24 protein-coding genes are annotated in these 19,916 nt (G+C 53.0%); 21 read left to right on the top strand and 3 right to left on the bottom strand.

What is annotated here, in order from left to right; genetic code table 11:
• Positions 1-195: 195 nt before the first annotated feature.
• The 3 genes from KZ483_RS19365 to KZ483_RS19355 all read right to left on the bottom strand — a co-directional run bounded on the left by KZ483_RS19365 (position 196) and on the right by KZ483_RS19355 (position 2,381).
• Entirely contained in the window at positions 196-657 is a 462-nt protein-coding gene (locus KZ483_RS19365) for a DUF441 domain-containing protein (RefSeq protein WP_220349221.1), read from the bottom strand.
• 90 nt (positions 658-747) lie between these two features.
• A complete protein-coding gene (locus KZ483_RS19360; protein ID WP_220349220.1) occupies positions 748-1,458 on the bottom strand; it encodes a 2-phosphosulfolactate phosphatase in 711 nt (236 codons plus the stop codon).
• A 65-nt stretch (positions 1,459-1,523) separates the two neighbouring features.
• Positions 1,524-2,381: a phosphosulfolactate synthase gene (locus KZ483_RS19355; protein ID WP_220349219.1), complete on the bottom strand. Its 858-nt coding sequence runs from the start codon at positions 2,379-2,381 to the stop codon at positions 1,524-1,526.
• Positions 2,382-2,597: 216 nt separating this feature from the next.
• Here KZ483_RS19355 and KZ483_RS19350 point away from each other — a divergent pair, with 216 nt between their 5' ends.
• The 21 genes from KZ483_RS19350 (at position 2,598) to KZ483_RS19250 (ending at position 19,795) form a co-directional block, all read left to right on the top strand.
• Positions 2,598-2,864 carry a YqhV family protein gene (locus tag KZ483_RS19350; RefSeq protein WP_220349218.1) on the top strand — a complete coding sequence of 89 codons (267 nt, stop codon included), beginning with the start codon at positions 2,598-2,600 and terminating at the stop codon, positions 2,862-2,864.
• A gap of 143 nt (positions 2,865-3,007) precedes the next feature.
• Positions 3,008-4,018 carry a stage III sporulation protein AA gene (gene spoIIIAA / locus KZ483_RS19345; RefSeq protein WP_220349217.1) on the top strand — a complete coding sequence of 337 codons (1,011 nt, stop codon included), beginning with the start codon at positions 3,008-3,010 and terminating at the stop codon, positions 4,016-4,018.
• Complete coding sequence (gene spoIIIAB / locus KZ483_RS19340) at positions 4,011-4,529, top strand: stage III sporulation protein SpoIIIAB (RefSeq protein ID WP_220349216.1); 519 nt, start codon at positions 4,011-4,013, stop codon at positions 4,527-4,529. The genes spoIIIAA and spoIIIAB overlap by 8 nt, the downstream gene beginning before the upstream one ends.
• A gap of 15 nt (positions 4,530-4,544) precedes the next feature.
• Positions 4,545-4,748 carry a stage III sporulation protein AC gene (spoIIIAC, locus tag KZ483_RS19335; RefSeq protein ID WP_042162702.1) on the top strand — a complete coding sequence of 68 codons (204 nt, stop codon included), beginning with the start codon at positions 4,545-4,547 and terminating at the stop codon, positions 4,746-4,748.
• A gap of 29 nt (positions 4,749-4,777) precedes the next feature.
• On the top strand, positions 4,778-5,173 hold the full coding sequence (spoIIIAD, locus tag KZ483_RS19330) for a stage III sporulation protein AD (protein ID WP_220349215.1): 396 nt from the start codon (positions 4,778-4,780) through the stop codon (positions 5,171-5,173).
• Between the two features lie 9 nt (positions 5,174-5,182).
• The gene (gene spoIIIAE, locus KZ483_RS19325) at positions 5,183-6,424 is read left to right on the top strand and encodes a stage III sporulation protein AE (RefSeq protein WP_397376219.1); all 1,242 of its coding nucleotides are present in this window, start codon (positions 5,183-5,185) and stop codon (positions 6,422-6,424) included.
• Positions 6,425-6,481: 57 nt separating this feature from the next.
• Positions 6,482-7,273 (top strand): stage III sporulation protein AF, encoded by a 792-nt coding sequence (spoIIIAF, locus tag KZ483_RS19320; protein ID WP_220349213.1) that lies wholly within the window; start codon positions 6,482-6,484, stop codon positions 7,271-7,273.
• A 78-nt stretch (positions 7,274-7,351) separates the two neighbouring features.
• Positions 7,352-7,990 carry a stage III sporulation protein AG gene (gene spoIIIAG, locus KZ483_RS19315; protein ID WP_220349212.1) on the top strand — a complete coding sequence of 213 codons (639 nt, stop codon included), beginning with the start codon at positions 7,352-7,354 and terminating at the stop codon, positions 7,988-7,990.
• A 43-nt stretch (positions 7,991-8,033) separates the two neighbouring features.
• On the top strand, positions 8,034-8,813 hold the full coding sequence (locus tag KZ483_RS19310; protein WP_220349211.1) for a SpoIIIAH-like family protein: 780 nt from the start codon (positions 8,034-8,036) through the stop codon (positions 8,811-8,813).
• A 337-nt stretch (positions 8,814-9,150) separates the two neighbouring features.
• A complete protein-coding gene (gene accB / locus KZ483_RS19305) occupies positions 9,151-9,642 on the top strand; it encodes an acetyl-CoA carboxylase biotin carboxyl carrier protein (RefSeq protein WP_220349210.1) in 492 nt (163 codons plus the stop codon).
• 52 nt (positions 9,643-9,694) lie between these two features.
• Positions 9,695-11,053, top strand: a complete 1,359-nt coding sequence (gene accC / locus KZ483_RS19300; RefSeq protein WP_220349209.1) for an acetyl-CoA carboxylase biotin carboxylase subunit — start codon at positions 9,695-9,697, stop codon at positions 11,051-11,053.
• 284 nt (positions 11,054-11,337) lie between these two features.
• Complete coding sequence (locus tag KZ483_RS19295; RefSeq protein WP_220349208.1) at positions 11,338-11,745, top strand: Asp23/Gls24 family envelope stress response protein; 408 nt, start codon at positions 11,338-11,340, stop codon at positions 11,743-11,745.
• A 103-nt stretch (positions 11,746-11,848) separates the two neighbouring features.
• Positions 11,849-12,412, top strand: a complete 564-nt coding sequence (amaP, locus tag KZ483_RS19290) for an alkaline shock response membrane anchor protein AmaP (RefSeq protein WP_220349207.1) — start codon at positions 11,849-11,851, stop codon at positions 12,410-12,412.
• Between the two features lie 11 nt (positions 12,413-12,423).
• The gene (locus KZ483_RS19285; RefSeq protein ID WP_220349206.1) at positions 12,424-12,657 is read left to right on the top strand and encodes a DUF2273 domain-containing protein; all 234 of its coding nucleotides are present in this window, start codon (positions 12,424-12,426) and stop codon (positions 12,655-12,657) included.
• 173 nt (positions 12,658-12,830) lie between these two features.
• Positions 12,831-13,271, top strand: coding sequence for a transcription antitermination factor NusB (gene nusB / locus KZ483_RS19280; RefSeq protein ID WP_220349205.1), 441 nt, complete (start codon positions 12,831-12,833; stop codon positions 13,269-13,271).
• Between the two features lie 271 nt (positions 13,272-13,542).
• Complete coding sequence (folD, locus tag KZ483_RS19275) at positions 13,543-14,403, top strand: bifunctional methylenetetrahydrofolate dehydrogenase/methenyltetrahydrofolate cyclohydrolase FolD (protein WP_220349204.1); 861 nt, start codon at positions 13,543-13,545, stop codon at positions 14,401-14,403.
• A gap of 7 nt (positions 14,404-14,410) precedes the next feature.
• On the top strand, positions 14,411-15,763 hold the full coding sequence (gene xseA, locus KZ483_RS19270; RefSeq protein ID WP_220349203.1) for an exodeoxyribonuclease VII large subunit: 1,353 nt from the start codon (positions 14,411-14,413) through the stop codon (positions 15,761-15,763).
• 3 nt (positions 15,764-15,766) lie between these two features.
• Positions 15,767-16,021 (top strand): exodeoxyribonuclease VII small subunit, encoded by a 255-nt coding sequence (gene xseB, locus KZ483_RS19265; RefSeq protein ID WP_220349202.1) that lies wholly within the window; start codon positions 15,767-15,769, stop codon positions 16,019-16,021.
• 1 nt (position 16,022) lies between these two features.
• A complete protein-coding gene (locus tag KZ483_RS19260) occupies positions 16,023-16,934 on the top strand; it encodes a polyprenyl synthetase family protein (RefSeq protein ID WP_220349201.1) in 912 nt (303 codons plus the stop codon).
• Positions 16,935-17,039: 105 nt separating this feature from the next.
• On the top strand, positions 17,040-18,938 hold the full coding sequence (gene dxs / locus KZ483_RS19255; protein WP_220349200.1) for a 1-deoxy-D-xylulose-5-phosphate synthase: 1,899 nt from the start codon (positions 17,040-17,042) through the stop codon (positions 18,936-18,938).
• A gap of 17 nt (positions 18,939-18,955) precedes the next feature.
• Positions 18,956-19,795 (top strand): TlyA family RNA methyltransferase, encoded by an 840-nt coding sequence (locus KZ483_RS19250; protein WP_220349199.1) that lies wholly within the window; start codon positions 18,956-18,958, stop codon positions 19,793-19,795.
• Positions 19,796-19,916: the final 121 nt, after the last annotated feature.

The raw sequence follows: 19,916 nt of genomic DNA, 5'->3' as shown, positions 1-19,916 counted from the left end.
CTCCACCGACGAATATTCGGGTGTCCAGAGGGCGGAGCCCTCGGGGTCCCTAAGAGCTTTCCGGAGGAAAGCTTGCTTCGAAAGCATAAGCTCAGGGGGATTTAGGGGGTGATCTACAGAACTAAAGATTATTAATTTAAAATAAGGTGTCCAGAGGGCAGCGCCCTCGGAATCCTCCGGGGACATAGTGGTGGACTAAAACCGGTCAGCTATAAGCTTGAACAACTTAAATAAAATCGCGGTAATGCCTGCCGCCATTAGCGGGCCCACCGGAATGCCGCGCATAAAAACAATGCCGATAATGGATCCCACGACGAGTCCGACTATGAGCTGGGGATCGAATCGTAACATCTCGAGGCCCTTGCCGTTTACATAAGTGGCGATTGCGCCGCCTACCAGCGCAAGAATGCCCGGCCACGACAGCAGCGCGCCGATCATTTCCTTCGATTGAATCCGTTCGGAGGCGAACGGAACAAGGACGCTGAATGTAAGGAACAGCAGCCCAAGCTCCAGACCGCGCCGCTCGATGGCCGGCAGAAACCGCTCCAAATGAATCAATTTGACGATCAGCAGTACGCAAGCGGCAGTTGAAATGATCGGCGAACGGCCGATCAAACCGATAATAATGAGAACAACCAGTACAATTTCCCCGCTCATGCTTGTATGCTCCTCCGAACTGTTAGCATCGCCGCATTCAATAGAGCGGCGTCCATACTTCAATTGTATGGAACAAGCCCTTGCGATATGTCAGACGTTTACAATCATATCTCCTTGAAGCCGGGGAACGACCGAACTGATGTCCACCTGAGAACATCGTTGAACATCGCGTCCGAACCCCATTTTAGTGAGACGCTTTCCTGTTGAAGCCCCCGCAATGGTATCAGCTACGCGGTTAGAGGAGTTCTTGTACAAACCCAGCATCGCAGTACCGAAGTCATCCGTTTCTACAGCCGATGAACAGTAATTTTGCAAATGTTCAATTAATAGACCGGCGCATAATCCGTCTTCAAGCGCGAAATCGTCATGGTTCCCTGCGCAGAGCAGAACGATATCGCGCCGAAGCTCAGCCGCAGCCCGTGCGCAAGCGGAGGCATTGGTAAGAGCGCCGGCCAAAATATTATCCGCTCTCATCGCTTTATGCACGGCGCGAGTGCCGTTGGTCGTCGTGAGTACGACGTGGCGATTGCGGAGGTTGTCAGGAGTGAAATCGTCCGGCGAGTTGCCAAGGTCGAAGCCGGGTATTTTACGGCAAAACCGTTCGCCCGCAAGAAGGTGACCCGGTCGCTGCAGCGCTCTTGCTTCTAGTACCGTTTCAACGGGAAAAATCCCCGGCGCGCCGGCTTCAAGCGCGGCTACCATTGTGCTGGAAGCCCTTAATACATCTATGACGATAGCGGTCCGATGCGTAAAACGGTCGGCCCGGGCTTCATTGACGCTTGAAATGACTTCAATCTGCATGCTGTTCGTTCATCCTTTCCGGAAGCCGTATTACCGCGATTTCCAATTTGAACGGGGATTCTATACTAAATCATGTAATGGGCTTGTTGATCGCGTACACCCAGACTAAACGTATCGGAACGCAAGCCCCGGCGCATTGTTTCAAGGGCTAGCGCTTCATAAGGCGGTATATTGCCCAGATGAACACCTGGGCCGAAAGTTTGCAGAAGGAGCACCTGCTGATGCTTGAGAGGCGCTTCCCACATTATTCCACTGACATCGCCGATTGACCGGCATACCGTCTCCAGAACATCCTCCCGGCAGTCACCCTTCTCATCAAACAATCCGACGCCGACGCCCGATTCACGCGCTTCCACGGTTACAAGCTCTGCTCCGGCATACCAATCCGCATCTGCCGTCGATACAAGCTCATCGGCATCCACAATCGAACCGCTCAGCTTCTTCCCGTACTCGGTTACGACGCGAAGCCCTCGCCTAGTCCCTTCCTTTATCAGCTCCGTACGAAGGTTACGGGGAAGATCGATCGTACCGTCCGAGACCTCAATTCCATCGAATCCAAGTCTGCATACCGTTTCGAAAAATGCCGGAACGACGCCCTGCTGCACGGCGGTTTCAAGCAGCGTACCGCCGGGCATCACCACGATTCCGTGGCGTTTCGCCAGTTCGATTTTACTAAGAAGAAGTTCAGTGGGATACAGCGGCGCGGTCCCGAAGCCGAACTTTATGCAATCTATATAGCTACCGGAGGTTTCAATCAGGTCCGAGAAGGCGTGTCGGCCTAATCCTTTATCAATAACCATCGTTTGTCCTCGCCCGGCTGCCTTGATCGCACCCTGCTCCTGGGCGGAACCGCCGGACAATCCGCGCCGGCCGCTCGGATCCTGCAGTGAGACGGGCCATGTTGTACGGGGAAAGGTTGTCATAGATCGATCTCCTCGCTTTTTTTGTATCGGTGATAAGAGCCATTACCAGAGCAATATATGCAGTCGGTCAAGGGCGTGTGCCCGGTTCACCTCACCCCGTCTCCATATTCCCGGCATCAACCGGAGACAAGCCTGCATAAGAGTAGTAGAGAAGGGTTCAGCTTTGAAATGACGCAAACGGAATCTCTTATCTATGTATGACTGGAGGAATGTTGAATGCTTAATAAAATCGTCCTCAGTATGGCTTCACTTCGTTTATTGTCCGGAAGTATCGAAATTTGCGCGGCGCTCATTATGCTTCGTTTGAACGAAATCGATAAAGCGCTCGCGGTGAATGCGTCACTTGCGCTGGTTGGTCCGCTGGTGCTTATAACAACAACGACAATCGGGCTTGTGGGGATGTCGGATAAGCTGTCTCTGAGCAAGATGATTTGGGTGGTGACGGGTATTGCATGCCTTTTAATAGGAATTTTAAAAAAGTAGCCTCGGCAGCCGTTAATAGGACGTTTTGGCTTGTCATAATCGCCTGCTCGTCCGAATACATTGAAACTAGCATTGGATTCGCGATGAAACTATAAAACTATCGCCTGCCATACTTTAAGTCAAGGTTCCTGGAGGGATGCCGCATGCTGGAGCGCGTAATGCACTTGCTGCCTTCGGAGCTCAATGCCGTGTTTGAACGGATACCGCTGCGGGTGAAGGAGCAAGTCGAAGAGATTCGAATCCGGGAAGGCCGGCCGCTTGAAATCGGTACCGGAGAAGGCTATTGGTTCGTCGGCTTGAATGGCGAGCTTCTGGGTCGGCCGCAGGAAGCGTACAAGCCGTCGACAGAAACATGCCGCCGGCTGCTGGAGCGGGTAACAAATCATTCGCTTTATGCAATGGAAGAGGAGCTGCGCCGCGGGTATATCACAGTAGCCGGCGGCCATCGTATCGGTATCGCGGGACGCACTATTCTTGAGGGCGGAGCCGTTCGCGGCATTCGCGACGTCGCCGCCTTCAACCTCAGAATCGCCAGAGAGGTAGTAGGCGCAGCTGCGGGTCTGCTGCCTAAGCTGCTTGATATGAACAAGCGCTCGGTGCTGCCGGCCCTCATCCTCGCTCCTCCGCAGCAGGGCAAGACGACGCTAGTGCGCGACCTTGCGAGAGCGGTGAGCAGCGGCGCCTGGGGCCATCCGGCCGCGGCGGGATGGCCGGCGCGAAAGGTAGGCATCGTCGATGAGAGGTCCGAGATCGCCGCTTGTGTCCGGGGGGTGCCGACATTTAATGTGGGTCCCCGAACGGATGTAATGGATGCTTGTCCAAAGGCGGAGGGGATCATGATGATGCTCCGTTCCATGTCGCCGGAGGTGATGATTGTGGATGAAGTCGGCCGCGAGGAAGATGCGGATGCCATTCTGGACGCCTCTCATGCCGGCGTTGCGGTTATAGCGACGGCTCATGCCAACGACGCCGGGGATGCGCTTGGACGCCCCGCTCTGCGGAGGCTGCTGGAGGAGGGGGCGTTTGCGGTTTGCGTTGAGCTTCGCCGCTCCGAATCCGGCATTGCAACACGGGTCGTTCCGGCTGCCGCGGCAGGCAGAGCGCCTGCGGCACGCGAGCCGACAGCGGCCAAAGGAGGCGGCGCCTTTGGTTAAACTTATCGGCGCGGCACTAATCCTGTTCGCCGGTACGATGATCGGCTTTCTGCAGGCTTCCCGCTATGCCGCACGGCCGCGTCAAATCCGCCAGCTCGCCCATGCGCTGCAGCGTCTCGAAACAGAAATCGGCTACGGGTACACACCGCTGCCGGAAGCGATCAAACGCTCGGCCCTTCACCTGCCGGAGCCCGCAGCATCGCTGCTTATCGGAGTAACCGAGCGGCTCTCCGGAGCGGACGGGCTAACCTTCCGTGAATGCTGGGAGCAAGCAGTTAACGGACATTGGCCCGGCACAGCCATGCGGGGCTCGGAACAAGCGGCGCTGATCCGGCTCGGTTCGGCGCTTGGCATTAGCGACCGCGAGGACCAGATCAAGCATTTGCGGCTCGCCATGCAGCAGCTTAAAGCGGAGGAAGATGCGGCGCGGGACGATCAAGCGCGCTACGAAAAGATGTGGAAAAGCCTCGGCGTACTCATCGCGGCGCTTGTCGTCATTTTGATCCTTTAGTGGGGTGCCGGAACAATGAATATGGATGTTAGCGCCATTTTTCAAATTGCTGGAATCGGTATTATCATAGCGATGATCCATACGGTCCTGAAGCAGATGGGCAAGGAAGATATGGCGCATTGGGTAACAGTCATCGGGTTTGTGGTGGTGCTTTTTATGGTCGTCCGCCTTCTGAATGACTTGTTTCAGGAAATCAAGACGATATTTCTGTTTCAATAGCGGGTTTAAGTCAAGGCGGGTGAACGGACTTGGAAATGATCCAAATCGTCGGCCTGGGGTTGATTGCAACCGTGCTGATTCTCGTCGTCCGCGAGCAAAAGCCGATGTTCGCATTTTTACTGGCCGCCTTTACCGGGCTCTTCATTTTCTTATACGTGATCGGCAAAATCGAAGCGGTCATTACGGTGCTCGAACAGCTTGCGGATCGGTCCGGGATTCCATCCATTTACCTGAAGACGATTCTAAAAATAATCGGCATCGCCTATATTGCCGAATTTGGCGCGCAAATCGTAAGGGACGCGGGCCAGGAAAGCGTCGCATCCAAAATCGAATTTGCCGGCAAGGTGCTTATTCTGGTTATGGCCGTTCCAATCATCAGTGTCATCGTTGAGACGGTGCTCGGCCTGCTGCCGGCGGGGAGTTGAAGCATAATGATGCGTTTGCTCCGAATCGCGGTGCTTACGGCGATGCTCTTGATGCTGCTGCTGTCCATGATGCCTGAGGCAGGGGCGACTCCGGACGATCGCAATGAACAGGCTGCCGGCGCTGCGGGTGACCCGCAGGAACAGAGCGCCTCAACTTTAAACAAGGATTTGGCAAACGAACAATTGAAGGATATGAACACGGAGGCTGTCGAGGCTTACTGGAACCGTTTGAAGAATGAATACGGCGGTTTTTTCCCGGATCGTGAAGTTCCAAGCTTCATGGAAATGATCACCCCGGGAGGAGAAGGGCTTAAGCTAAGTACCGTTCTGATCGGGCTGCTCCGCTATGTGCTGCATGAGGTGCTTTACAACGGGAAGCTGCTTATCACCATCGTCATATTAACGGTGTTCAGCATGATTCTGGAGACGATGCAGACCGCCTTCGAGCGCAATACCGTCAGCAAAGTGGCTTACAGCATCACCTACATGGTTATGATTGTGCTGGCGGTCAACAGCTTCACGGTCGCAATCGGCTATGCCAAGGACGCGATCGGAGGCATGATTCAGTTCATGATGGCGATGGTGCCCCTGCTGCTGACACTTCTCGCTACAATGGGCAGCGTCGTTACCGTATCCGTGCTCCATCCGCTCATTATTTTCATGATACATGCCGTCGGTTCGATGATATATACGATTGTGTTCCCGCTTCTCTTCTTCTCGGCGGTGCTCCATATCGCAAGCGCACTGACAGACAAGTTCAAGGTCACCCAGCTTGCAAATGTGCTGCGAAACTTCGGGGTCGGTCTGATGGGCGTTATGCTGACGGTCTTTCTCGGAGTGATCTCCGTGCAGGGAGCGACCGGAGCGGTAACGGACGGAGTGACAATGCGAACGGCCAAATTCATCACCGGCAACTTTGTCCCGGTAATCGGGCGAACATTCTCCGACGCCGCAGACACGGTTATATCCGCTTCCATGCTGGTGAAGAACGCGATAGGCCTTGCGGGAGTTATTATACTTATCTTCCTGTGCGCCTTTCCAGCCATCAAGATATTAACGTTGGCGCTTATCTATAATGTTTCGGCGGCCATCATGCAGCCGCTGGGCGACAGCCCGATAGTCGACTGCCTGCAGACGATCGGGAAAACGCTCATCTATGTATTCGCCGCGCTCGCAGCCGTGGGATTAATGTTTTTCCTTGCTGTAACTATTATATTAACGGCCGGCAACGCAACCGTTATGGCAAGGTGAAGCACGCCAGTTGTTAACGGAAAGGCGATATACGTTCCTGCGTAAAGGGGGAGGACAATGCTGACATGGCTCGCCGTCTGGCTGCAGCAAATTATAGCGGTTGTGCTGCTGGCGGGATTCATTGACTTGCTTCTGCCCAACAAATCCATGCAGCGTTATGTCCGTCTTATCGCGGGATTGATCATATTGCTCACAATAATGTCTCCCATTATCCGGCTGCTTCAGGGTGATTTCAGCACCAGGCTGGATCAGAATATGGAGAACTGGTTCAAAGCCGGGGCGGCGAAGGAGATACGCATGCCGACATTGCAGGACATACAGCAGGACGCTGAAGCTCTCAGGCGGAAGCAGCAGGCGGCGGCCGCCGCACTGACGGAGCGGCAGCTGGCGAATGCGATGCGCGAGCAAATTATTAAGCGAACCGGGCTGCAGGTCGAGGAGTTGACACTCACGCTGGAGCCGGCCGGTTCGAAAGGCGGCCAAGACGCGGCAATTAAATCGGTAATGGTCACCTTGAGTGCTTCCGGGGACCCCGATGCCGGTCAACCGCCTGCAGGCAACGGGAATCAGCCTGAAGCAGCGGAAAATCCCGGCAGCAAGGCCGGAGCGGAGCAAAAAAACGACTCCAAGGACATGATGCCGGTGGAGCAGGTGATGCCGGTGAACATTATGGTTCAGCCAGACACTGGTGAGACCGACTCCGTCGATGTATCCGGTGATCGCGGTTATGTGCCAGTGGGGGGACATGAAGCCGATGTGATAACTCAAGTCCTGCGTGACGGATGGGCGGTTGCCCCGCAGGCCATAGCCGTTCGGCAAATAAGCAATAACGGCGGCTCGGGCCGCTAACCCGGGTGGTGGAACCAACTGTGCTGTTAAAAAGGAACTTGCAGGAATACGGCCCGGATAGAAGGGAGGGAAGCTTCGGTGGCAAAATGGTTGGAAGGCCTTGAATCGATTGTCGGCGGAGGTCCGGGAGGTCCGAAACGGGTAAAGACGCTGCGATGGCTGCTTGTTATCGGGGGGATAGGGGCCATGCTGATGCTGCTGAATTCGTTTCTCACTTTCCGATCGGTCGACCCTCCCGCACAGCAGCCCGATAATTCGGCACCAACCGATCAAGCCGCATTTTCAAGCAAGGGCTCCGGCGATTCAACGTCATTTGAATCGATTGAGCAGCCGCTGGAAACCAAGCTTAAAGATATATTGGAGAAAATAGTCGGAGTCGGATCGGTCGACGTCCTGGTCACTGTGGATTCCACCGAAGAGGTTGTGGTTCAGAGAAACGAGAAGGAGTCGCAGCAAATTACAGACGAGAACGACAAGAACGGCGGGAAACGGCACATTACCTCGATCACCAAGGACGGGCAGGTCGTGCTCTATGAGACATCCGGCGACCAAGCGCCTATTGTGACCAAACGAATCAAACCCACAATCAGAGGGATACTGATCGTCGCCAAAGGTGCCGAAAACGGAACGGTCAGGCGGCTTCTGTTGGATGCGGTCGAGAAGGGCATAAGCGTTCCGGCAAACCGAATCTCAGTCGTTCCAAGAAAATATCAATAACCAATTTAAATAAATGAATGATTAAAAGGGAGGCTGTTCTCGAATGAACACGAAAAGGCAAACGGTTTGGCTTGTATCAATGCTCAGCTTGATGGTCATCTTGTCGGCATATTATTTATTTACTGAAGATGTCAATCCATCATCCGATATGCTGACCGACAGCACTCAGCAAGAGCAGGTGACGACGGACGCGACGGAAGCATCGGGGAATACGACCCTGCAGAACGGAATTAGCGTAACGGAAGTAACCAAGTCCGCCGATGCAGATACAGGATCCGGCTCCGATGCGGCCAAAGATACAGGCACAACACCTGCAGGGACGGAAGTGACGGATAAAGGCGATAAAACTGCTGCGGACACTGCGACGGGAGAGTCGGCTAAGCCTGGCGCAGCATCAGGAGACACCGCAGCAGCCAACAAGACGGATGAAGAAGTGCTGAAGCAACTGGAGGCAAGCGGAGGCGCAAGCAGCACGCTGTTCAATCAACTGCAGCAAGAACGTGATCAGAAATATTATGAAGAATACAACCGCCTGTACAGCAGCATCTCGGATACGAAGCAAAACCCGGACAAAGCCAACGATGCCGTGCAGCAGCTCGATCAGCTTGAAGATAAAAATACGAAAATAACCGGGCTTGAGGACGAATTGGTCAAACAATTCAGCAACGCTTTCGTATCGGAAGACAACGATAAATACAAAGTCGTGGTGCAAAGCGACAAGCTCGAGAAGAGTCAGGCGGACAGCATCATGATGATGGTTATTAAAGAGCTGGGCGTAACCGGCGATCAGGTGTCCGTCCAGTTCGTTCCAAGCAACAGCTGATCATAAGCGCCCCGATGCCGTTATGGCGGAGGGGCGTTTTTGCCGTCTTCATTCATAATTCCAAGCCGCACCGGAAACGCTCTTAATTAAGGACGTGTAAAAAATGGGTTCGTGTTCGGCAGTGTTTGTGCTATAATAGGACTGTTATGTGCACGTTTTCAGCGCCAAATAAGCAAAAAGAACCAAGCGTATGCTTCCGGAGCAAGTTTTCTTCTCACTCCGGCGTATGCCCAAGAAGTATCGAACAAAACCAAGCGTATGCTTCCGGAGCAAGTTTTCTTCTCAACTCCGGCGTATGCCCAAGAAGTATCGAACAAAACTTTTAGGAGTGAAACTATTGTTCAAGCTAAGCGAGATTAAAGAACTGATCAAGCTGGTTGATCAAACGTCCGTACACGAACTTGAAATTGAAAACGAAGGCGCACGCCTGCTTATCCGCAAGCCGGGCAAAACGGAAGTTGTAAATGTGTCAGCCGCGTCGGTCGTTCCTACATATACCCAGGCCGTACAAGCCCCGGTACAACAACATTCCGCATTGCCTGCTCAGCAGCAGACGGAAATCCAGCAGTCTGCCGCCAAAACGGATAACCTGCATCCAATCGTATCCCCGATGGTCGGCACCTTCTACCGTGCATCTTCTCCGGAGAACGGCCCTTATGTCAATGTCGGAGACCGCGTGAATGAAAAATCTGTGGTCTGCATTTTGGAAGCGATGAAATTGATGAACGAGCTTGAGGCGGAAGTAAAGGGCGAAATCGTGGAAATCCTTGTGGAGAACGGACAGCTCGTTGAGTTCGGGCAGCCATTATTCCTTGTTAAACCGGAATAAACCGGTTTTAATCATTCATCAAGGACAAATGTGCGCGAAGGGAGCTTGGAACGTGAAATTTAACAAAATATTAATTGCGAACCGGGGCGAAATCGCCGTGCGGATTATTCGCGCGTGCCAAGAGCTCGGAATACAAACAGTAGCGGTTTACTCCGAGGCGGATCGCGAGTCGCTCCATGTGCGGCTTGCAGACGAAGCGTACTGTATTGGACCGGTGGCATCGAAGGACAGCTATTTAAACTTAACCAATATTATGAGTGTTGCAACATTAACGGAATGCGACGCCATTCATCCGGGTTACGGGTTTCTGGCGGAAAACGCCGACTTCGCTGAAATTTGCGAATCGTGCAACGTAGTCTTCATCGGGCCGTCCCCGCAGGCTATCAGCAAAATGGGCGACAAATCGGTTGCCAAGCTTACGATGAAGGAAGCGGACGTTCCGGTTATACCCGGTTCCGACGGTCTAGTGGAAGATTTGGGGGATGCGATTCGCGTCGCCCGCGAAATCGGCTATCCGATCATAATCAAAGCGACGGCGGGCGGAGGCGGTAAAGGAATCCGGATTGCGGAAGACGAGGAAGCGCTCATTTCGCAAATTACGACAGCCCAGCAGGAAGCGCAAAAGGCATTCGGCAACGCCGGTGTGTATTTGGAGAAATACTTGACCGGCATGAAGCATGTTGAAATTCAAATTATGGCCGACAAGCATGGCAATGCCGTTCATTTGTTTGAGCGCGATTGTTCCGTGCAGCGCAGACGTCAGAAGCTGGTCGAGGAAGCTCCTTGTCCCGTATTAAGTCCGGTGCTTCGTCAGCGAATGGGCCAAGCTGCGGTTCGCGCAGCGCAGGCGGTTCAGTATTCGGGAGCGGGCACATTGGAATTTTTGCTTGGACCGGACGGTAACTTTTATTTCATGGAAATGAATACCCGCATTCAAGTTGAACATCCGGTGACCGAGATGATAACGGGTATCGACCTGATCAAGGAAATGATCTCGGTGGCCGAAGGCAACCCGTTATCGATAACACAAGACGATTTGAAAATTAACGGCTGGTCGATGGAATGCCGGATTAATGCCGAGGATCCCGACCGAAATTTCATGCCGGCTCCGGGGCAAATCCAGTTTTACCTTCCGCCCGGCGGTCTAGGGGTCCGCGTTGACAGCGCCGCTTACCCGGGATATACTATTTCGCCGCATTACGATTCGATGATCGCAAAGCTGATCGTATGGGGCGAGACCCGTGAGGCTGCGATCGCGAGAATGAAACGCGCACTGTCCGAATTCGCCATAGACGGGATTCGAACGACGATACCGTTTCATTTGAAGCTGCTAAGTCATCCGAAATTCATTAAGGGTGATTTCGACATCAAGTTTCTCGAGGAATACGATGTGAATAACCCGGAAGATTAATTGTATGTTTCCGAGCATGCTCTGAAACAAACTTCCAAAGATTGGCGGTTAACGGTTGCTAAGCGAATGCTTCCGAAGTGTGCTTCAGTTAACCATGACTGACGACAGAACTGTATTAATTTGACAGTAAACGGTTCCTAAGCGTATGCTTTCGAAGTGCGTTTACGTGTAAACGCTTAGTTTGTCATATTTCTCTTCGAATGCTATAGTATAGAAATAAGAAGCGGATGAGCTATCGGCGAAAGGCTGGGGCTACGCTACTTCACGGGGAGGTGTAGGATACCATGAGTACGCTGGCAGCGGACTATGAAAAAACGGACATGGGCACTATTCAGATCGCACCCGAAGTCATAGAAATCATTGCAGGACTTGCTACGATCGAAGTACAAGGCGTTGCAGGCATGAGCGGCGGATTTGCAGGCGGAATAGCCGAATTGTTGGGCCGAAAAAACTTGTCCAAGGGCGTCAAAGTCGAAGTCGGACAGCGCGAGGCGGCTGTAGACGTTTCCATTATTGTCGAGTATGGCAACCGGATTCCGGAGATTGCATCCGATATTCAACGTAATGTAAAACGCTCGATTGAAACAATGACCGGCTTGAATGTGATCGAAGTGAATGTTCATATTCACGACGTTCATTTTAAGATGACAGAGAAACTGGAAGATGAAGAAACACAGCTGCGCTTGAAGTAGCACGAAGGCTGTGGTAATGAATGATAGCGTACCCCCTTGTGGATGGGCTTGCCGCTCGGTGCTAGGGGGTTTTATCTAGTCCGCCCCGAGGAGGAACTTCCCGTTGATCAGAGTGATGGACAAGCTTTTACTGTTTCTATACAGCGTAGCAATCGGCGCTTTGTCGGTTATAGGATTCTGTGCGGGCTTTAACTGGTTTCCGGATGATTGGTTAAACAGCATTATTCACGCCGTATATGGCAGGCAGACCGAATGGCTGCGTGCGACCGTGATCATTGTATCGGCTGTGCTTTTTTTCATCAGTCTTCGGTTCTTTTATGTTTCGCTTCGCCGCGGCAACGCGTCGGCGCCTTCCATCGATCAAAGGACAGAGATAGGCGATATAAGGATCTCTTTGGAAACGGTCGAGAATCTCGCGCTGAAAGCAGCCGGACGTCAGCGAGGAGTGAAGGATCTGCGAGCCCGGATTCGTATCACTGAAGCGGGCATTGACATCTCGCTCCGGGCCTTTGCCGACGGAGAAAGCTCGATTCCGGCTTTGACCGAAGAGATACAGCGTGCGGTAAAGTCGCATGTTGAAGAGATTACGGGCATCCCGGTTGCGAATGTTTCCGTATTTGTGGCGAACATCATCCAATCGGCCAATTATAAAAGTCGCGTGGAATAGAGGTGATGCCGATGATGTGGAAGGAAATCTGGACAACCTACGGGGGACGGATTGCAGGCGTTACCGTGGGCGTAGTTCTTGGCATACTTTATTTTATTGTAGGCTTTTGGGACATGCTGTTCTTCGCTCTGCTGCTGTGGATCGGTTATACAGTCGGTAAGATGAAGGATGAACAAAACGGACCGGTTATCCCCTGGAACCGTTTGTCCGAGTGGCTGATGCAGCGCTGGCGGCCGTTTAAATAATGCTATGGTCTCCTCCGTACCCCGGACACAGTGCACTCTCTGTTCGGGGCAGGGAGGAGATCATATTTTTTCGAAAAGCACTGAGCCGGGAGCTTAGAGATAATGCCGCCCGGTTTAAAAGCAGCATATAGAGGTTTGTTACAGATAAATCCGAATTACTTTCAGGAGGCCCCATGAAACGAAGGCTCGCACGGGAGATTGCGGTACAGAGCTTGTACCAGATGGAAATGAATGAGGTAACGGCGGGCGATGCCGTCAATATGCTGGTAGACGAAGTGAACGAGGAAAATGAAATCGAAGCCAGCGCAGCGGACGTCAGCCGCATTGACGAACATGTGAGGGAGCTTGTTAACGGCGTAACCGAGCATAAAGCGGCGATTGACGATATGCTGCAGCATTATTTGACCGGCTGGCAGGTGGACAGGCTATCGCGGGTCGACCGTCAGATTCTGCGGCTCGCTTGCTTAGAGCTGGTCTTTCGGGACGATGTGCCTCCCAAGGCGGCGATTAACGAAGCCATTGAACTAGCCAAGCATTTCGGCACCGAGGAGTCGGGGAAATTCGTAAACGGCGTCCTTGGCCGCCTGCTCCAGGAAATCAAGCCAAAGGCTTAGGCTATAAAATTTACGGAGCACGTGTATGCTGGGACGCAGTTCCGGCATTAAGGCGGGCCTAAAGTAAAAGTGTGTCCCGGAGGGACGAAAACGAGTACCCGCACTACGCCTCCTAGGGAGCGCCGCTGTAGCACCATCGACAACCATTCGGGTGTCCAGAGGGCGGAGCCCTCGGGGTCCCCCTTTTCAAGGGGGATTTAGGGGGATACCCATCCAAGGCGGGATAACCATCCGTCCAAGGATGACCTTTTAAAGAAGGAGAGATATAATTTTGAGCGCTAAGCTAATCGAGGGTAAGAAAGTATCGGACGCAATTCGCGTGGAAATAAGTGCGGAGACCGCCAGGCTTGCCGCAATGGGGATCGTACCCGGACTTGCGGTTGTGCTCGTAGGGGATGACCCCGCATCAAAGGTCTATGTCGGAAGCAAGGAAAAAGCGTGTCAGCAGCTCGGCATATACTCCGAGGTTCATCGTCTGCCGGCAACGACAACACAGGAAGACCTGCTCTTGCTTATCGGGAAGTTGAACCGGCAATCGAATATTAACGGCATCCTGGTACAGCTTCCTCTCCCGAGACATATTGAGGAGAAGGCGGTTTTGGATGCGATAAGCGTGGCGAAGGATGTAGATGGTTTTCATCCGGTGAGCGTGGGCAATCTTGTCATCGGAGATGAAAGCCTGCTGCCGTGTACCCCAGCCGGTGTTATCGAGCTGGTGAAACGCAGCGGTATAGATATTTCGGGTAAGCATGCGGTTGTAATCGGCCGCAGCAACATTGTCGGTAAACCTGTTGCGATGCTGCTCCTTCGCGAGCACGCTACGGTCACAATATGCCACTCGCGCACCGCTGATATGGAGACTATAGCGAAGACGGCCGATATTCTCGTTGTTGCAATCGGCAAACCGAAAGCGATTGGCCGGAGATTCGTAAAGCCGGGCGCAGTCGTGATTGATGTTGGAATCAACCGTTTGCCGGACGGCAAGCTGGCCGGTGACGTCGATTTCGAGGATATACTGGATGTTGCGGGCTACGTGACGCCGGTCCCGGGCGGTGTTGGACCGATGACGATCACAATGCTCATGCTGAACACGCTTAAGGCGGCAAAGCAAGCAAATCAAATCGGGGAGTGAACCGAATATGGCGGACGGTTCGCGTATCTATTCGATCAAGGATATTAACCGTTATATCCGAATGAAGCTGGAATCGGACGGACTGCTGGGCGATGTGTGGCTGCGCGGAGAGATTTCCAATTTTACGCATCATTCAAGCGGTCATATGTATTTTACGCTTAAGGACAACGACAGCCGGCTGAAATGCATCATGTTCGCAAGCCATAATCAGAAGCTTCCCTTCATGCCGAAAGAGGGCACGAAGGTATTGGCGCGCGGCAATATATCGGTATATGAACGGGACGGGAACTATCAGTTTTACGCCACGCAAATGCAGCCTGACGGTATCGGCAGTTTGTATCTGGCATTCGAGCAGTTAAAACGCAAGCTTGAGGCTGAAGGGTTGTTCGAGCCGACGCGCAAGCGGATGATTCCGCGATTTCCTCGAGCGATCGGTGTTATAACATCGCCGACGGGCGCAGCCGTGCGCGATATAATCATTACGCTGCAGCGCCGCCACCCATCCGTGCCGGTGCTGCTTTTTCCCGTTCTCGTCCAGGGAAAGGGAGCGGCCGCTTCTATTGTACGGGCGATTGAAACAATGAACCGTTTGGCGGAAGTCGACGTATTAATCATAGGGCGCGGCGGCGGATCGCTTGAAGAGCTCTGGGCATTTAATGAAGAGGCGGTAGCGCGGACTATTGCGGCATCGGCGATTCCGGTGATTTCGGCAGTCGGACACGAGACTGATTTTACAATCGCTGATTTTGTGGCCGACTTGCGCGCGGCCACGCCGACGGCCGCAGCGGAGCTTGCCGTTATGAACGTATTGGAACTGCAGTCGCAGCTTATGCATCTGCGGGCGAGACTCTCCAAGTCGCTGCGGACGGAGATCCAGAGGCGCAAGGAGCGGCTGGCACGAGTCCGCCGGTCGCCGTTATTTATTAACCCGCGAAAATATTTATTGCAGCAGGCGGAGCGGCTTGACCGGCTTAAGGAACGGCTTGAACAGCGAGCGTTCAGACAAACGGAACGAAGCCGGGAGAAACTAATGCGTTTGAACGCGGCTTTGGCAGTTTCCCATCCCGGTGATAAGGCGGCATTTGCGGCAAAACGTCTTGATGGAGCTTCACAACGGCTGGAAGCGGTTATGGCTTCCGGAATGAGAGCGCGGAGAATGCAGCTGACTGCTTCCATTCGTCAGTTAGACGCATTGAGCCCCCTAAAGGTCATGTCGCGCGGATACAGCCTGGTTTATGACGATAAGGAACAAAGGTTGATCAAATCCGTCGATGACGTTCAACCGGGCGATTTAGTCAAAGTTAAGCTCGCAGACGGCCAACTGGATTGTCATGTTTGGGGAATGAAAGGGGAAATGTAGACGATGACGACTGAAGAGCAGGACATCGTAAGCTTCGAAGAGGCGATGGAACGGCTTGAAACAATCGTGAGCAAACTGGAAAGCGGCGATATACCCCTTGAAACGGCGATCGATCTTTTTCAGGAAGGGATGAAGCTCTCGCAGCTATGCGGCGCGAAGCTGGAACAAGTCGAACGTAAAATAGAAATGTTGATCGAATCCGAGAACGGCTTTCACAAAAAACCGTTTGCTCCGGCAAACGAAGACAGAGGGGATTAGATTGAACGCTTCTATTTCGACTGAAGAGTATTTAACACGCACCGCCTTGGATATAGAACAGGCGCTTCGAACGTCGCTGCCCCAAGGCTGGCAGATTCCCTCGAGACTTCGCGAAGCGCTGTTGTATTCATTGGAAGCGGGAGGGAAGCGCCTTCGGCCGATCCTCGTACTGACAGCCGCCGAAGCGGTCAAGAACGATCGAAGCGCCGCTGCTGCAGCTATGCCGGTTGCATGTGCAATAGAGATGGTTCATACCTACTCGCTGATTCATGACGACCTTCCGGCGATGGACAACGATGATTATCGCCGGGGCAAGCCGACAAATCATAAGGTTTTCGGCGAGGCAATGGCTATTTTGGCGGGTGACGGATTGCTTTCCCATGCATTTTACGCGGTTGCCCAATCCGCGGCATACGGAGTGGCTCCGCAGACCGCCCTGGCCATTGTAGCCGATCTTGCCAAGCTTTCGGGTGCGGCGGGAATGGTAGGCGGTCAGGCGGCCGATATTCTTGGTGAACAAGGCGTGACTTCGCTTGACGAGCTGGAGTACATCCACCTGCATAAAACAAGCGATTTGATTGTTTTCTCGGTTACAGCCGGCGCCCGTATCGGGGGAGCTTCCGCCGAGCAGCTCGATGCACTCGAAGAGTTTGCCCGCAAGCTTGGTCTGGCCTTTCAAGTGCAGGACGACATACTGGATTTAATCGGTGATGAATCAAAGCTGGGCAAACCTGTCCAAAGCGATGTTCAGCAGCACAAGGTCACCTACCCGTATTTAATCGGAATGGAACAAAGCTTGGCGCTCGTTGCGCGCTTAACGGCGGAAGCCAAGCATGCGCTTGCCAGGGCCAATCTGGCCATGCCGGAACGACTGCAGTCCATCACCGATTATTTGATGGAGCGCGATCACTGACAAGGATTCTTTGGGCATCGAGCGCGTTCTATGTTATAATTTAGTGACAATTGTCAGACGCTAAGGGTTGACAGATGCCGGCAGCTATGAAAGTGAGGAAATAACGTGTTGCTCGAACAAATTAACCAGCCGAAAGATTTAAAAGCTTTAAATGTCGCTCAGCTGGAGCAGCTTGCGGTTGAAATCCGCGAGTTTCTAATTGAAAAGCTTTCTGTGACGGGCGGGCACCTCGCGCCGAATTTGGGCGTAGTGGAGCTGACGCTCGCTTTGCATTATTTATACGACAGCCCGACGGATAAATTTATTTTCGACGTCGGGCATCAGTCTTACGTCCATAAAATATTGACCGGCCGCAAAGAACAGTTCGATACGCTCCGTAAATACAAAGGGCTGTGCGGATTCGTCAAACGCTCCGAGAGCGAGCATGATGTGTGGGAAGCGGGACACAGCAGCACATCGCTTTCCGCGGCGATGGGGATGGCCCTTGCCCGTGATTTGAAAGGCGAGCGGAACAAAGTTGTCGCTGTTATCGGCGACGGGGCGTTAACGGGCGGTATGGCCCTTGAAGCGCTAAATCATATTGGTCATGAGAAGAAGAATCTGATGGTCATCTTGAACGACAACGAGATGTCCATTGCCCCAAATGTCGGTGCGCTGCACCATTATCTCGGCAAGATACGGACAGACCGTCATTATCAGAAGGCGAAAGAAGAGCTTAACCAGCTGCTCAATAAAATTCCCGCTATCGGGGGGAAGCTCGCCAAAACGGCGGAACGGCTGAAAGACAGCGTTAAATATTTGCTGGTGAGCGGAATTTTGTTCGAACAGTTCGGCTTTACCTATTTCGGTCCTGTCGACGGGCATGATTTGAATCAACTGCTTGATGTGATGGAACAAGCAAACCAAGTAGCTGGTCCGGTGCTTATCCATGTCATCACAGTCAAAGGCAAAGGCTATTCGCCCGCGGAAGCGGATTCTCATAAATGGCACGGCATTACTCCTTACAAGATCGAATCAGGTCAAGTGCTTAAAGCGGTAGGACCGCCGATGTATACGGAAGTGTTCTCTGAAGCGCTTATTGAGCTGGCTGAGCAGGACAACCGTATCGTTGCAGTCACGCCGGCGATGCCGGGCGGTTCCGGTTTGGTCAAATTCGCGGAACGTTTTCCGAATCGGATGATCGACGTGGGAATAGCCGAGCAGCATGCGGCAACGATGTGTGCGGCTTTGGCTATGGAAGGTATGAAGCCGGTTTTTGCCGTATACTCTACTTTCCTGCAGCGTGCTTACGATCAAGTCGTCCATGATATCTGCCGCCATAATTCCAATGTTATATTCGCAATCGACCGAGCCGGCTTCGTCGGTCCGGATGGGGAAACTCACCAAGGCGTTTATGACATCGCTTTCCTTCGCCATATACCGAACATGGTGCTGATGATGCCGAAGGATGAGAACGAGCTGCGGCGGATGATGAAGACAGCAGTGGATTATGACGATGGACCGATAGCCGTTCGCTATCCGCGCGAGAACGCACTTGGCGTATCGATCGACCCGGCGATGACTCCGATCCCGATTGGTACGTGGGAAACGGTTCGCGAAGGCGATTCCTCCGTCATCATTGCTGTCGGCCCGATGATTCAGGTGGCGGAGGAAGCGGCTGAGAATTTGAAGCGTGAAGGACTGCAGGTTAGAGTAGTAAATGCGCGATTCATTAAACCGTTAGACGAATCAATGCTGCTTCAGATTGCCGATGAAGGGCTGGAGGTGCTCGTGCTGGAAGAAGGTTCTCAGCAGGGGGGCCTCGGCAGCGCCATTCTGGAGTTCTACTCGCTTAACAACAAGCATGGTGTTTCAGTACGGATAATCGGTGTCCCCGATGTGTTTGTCGAGCACGGCTCAATCAAGGAACAGCGCCAGGAGACGGGGCTGACCGCCGAACATGTAGGCGCCGAACTGAAAGCCCTGCTGCCGCGTATGCGCAAGCGCGTCAACGGTCCGGCATAAAAGGAACGGAGAGACGGATGACGAACGCGAAAGAAAGAATTGATATATTGCTGGTGGAGCAAGGTTATTACGAAAGCCGCGAGAAAGCTAAAGCGGCTCTCATGGCGGGACTTGTGCTTGTCGACGGAGAACGAATCGAAAAAAGCGGGACGAAAATTCCGCGTACATCGGCGATTACGGTAAAAGGCGCGCCTCATCCTTACGTCAGCCGGGGTGGATTAAAGCTGGAGAAAGCGATTCGTCATTTCGGCTTTTCGCTTGATGGTATCGTGATGCTTGATGTCGGGTCTTCGACGGGCGGGTTCACAGATTGCGCGCTGCAGCACGGGGCTTCATACGTATATGCCATCGACGTCGGGTATAATCAGCTGGATTGGTCGCTGCGGCAGGACACTCGTGTTCAGGTAATGGAGAGAACAAATTTCCGTTTCATGCAGCCTGGCGACTTGAACGGTCCGAAACCGACTTTTGCTACGATTGACGTTTCATTTATTTCGCTGAAGCTTATTTTGCCTGCGCTTGGTACATTGCTCGAGCCGGGGTCCGGTGTCGTCGCGCTTATTAAACCGCAGTTTGAAGCGGGACGGGATAAGGTCGGTAAATCCGGAGTCGTTCGCGAACCAGGCGTGCACAAAGAAGTTCTTAGGACGGTTTTATCATTTGCGGCAGAGCAGGGGTTCGTCTTGCAAAACGCAACGTTCTCTCCGATCACCGGTGGGGAGGGCAACATCGAATTTCTCGCTTACTGGCTCTGGCAGCCTGAAGCGGAACGAATGATGCCTGAAGCGGCGCGAATCGAAGCGCTTGTCCGGGAAGCCGGTCAAACGTTTGCAAGAGACCAGTCAGAAAAGCTCTAAACAAGGAAGCGGCATGCATCGTTGGCGCCTTTCATTTCGGCGAGGCCGGGATGAAGGGCTTCTTTTTTTATAGGAATGGATTGCTGTTCCCCTTTGCTTTTTTCGTCTTTTTTGGTAAACT

This window comes from Paenibacillus sp. sptzw28 (genome assembly GCF_019550795.1).
Taxonomy (GTDB): Bacteria; Bacillota; Bacilli; order Paenibacillales; family Paenibacillaceae; genus Paenibacillus_Z.
The sequence above is the reverse complement of the archived record's forward strand: the minus strand, read 5'-3'. Positions and strand labels throughout refer to the sequence as shown.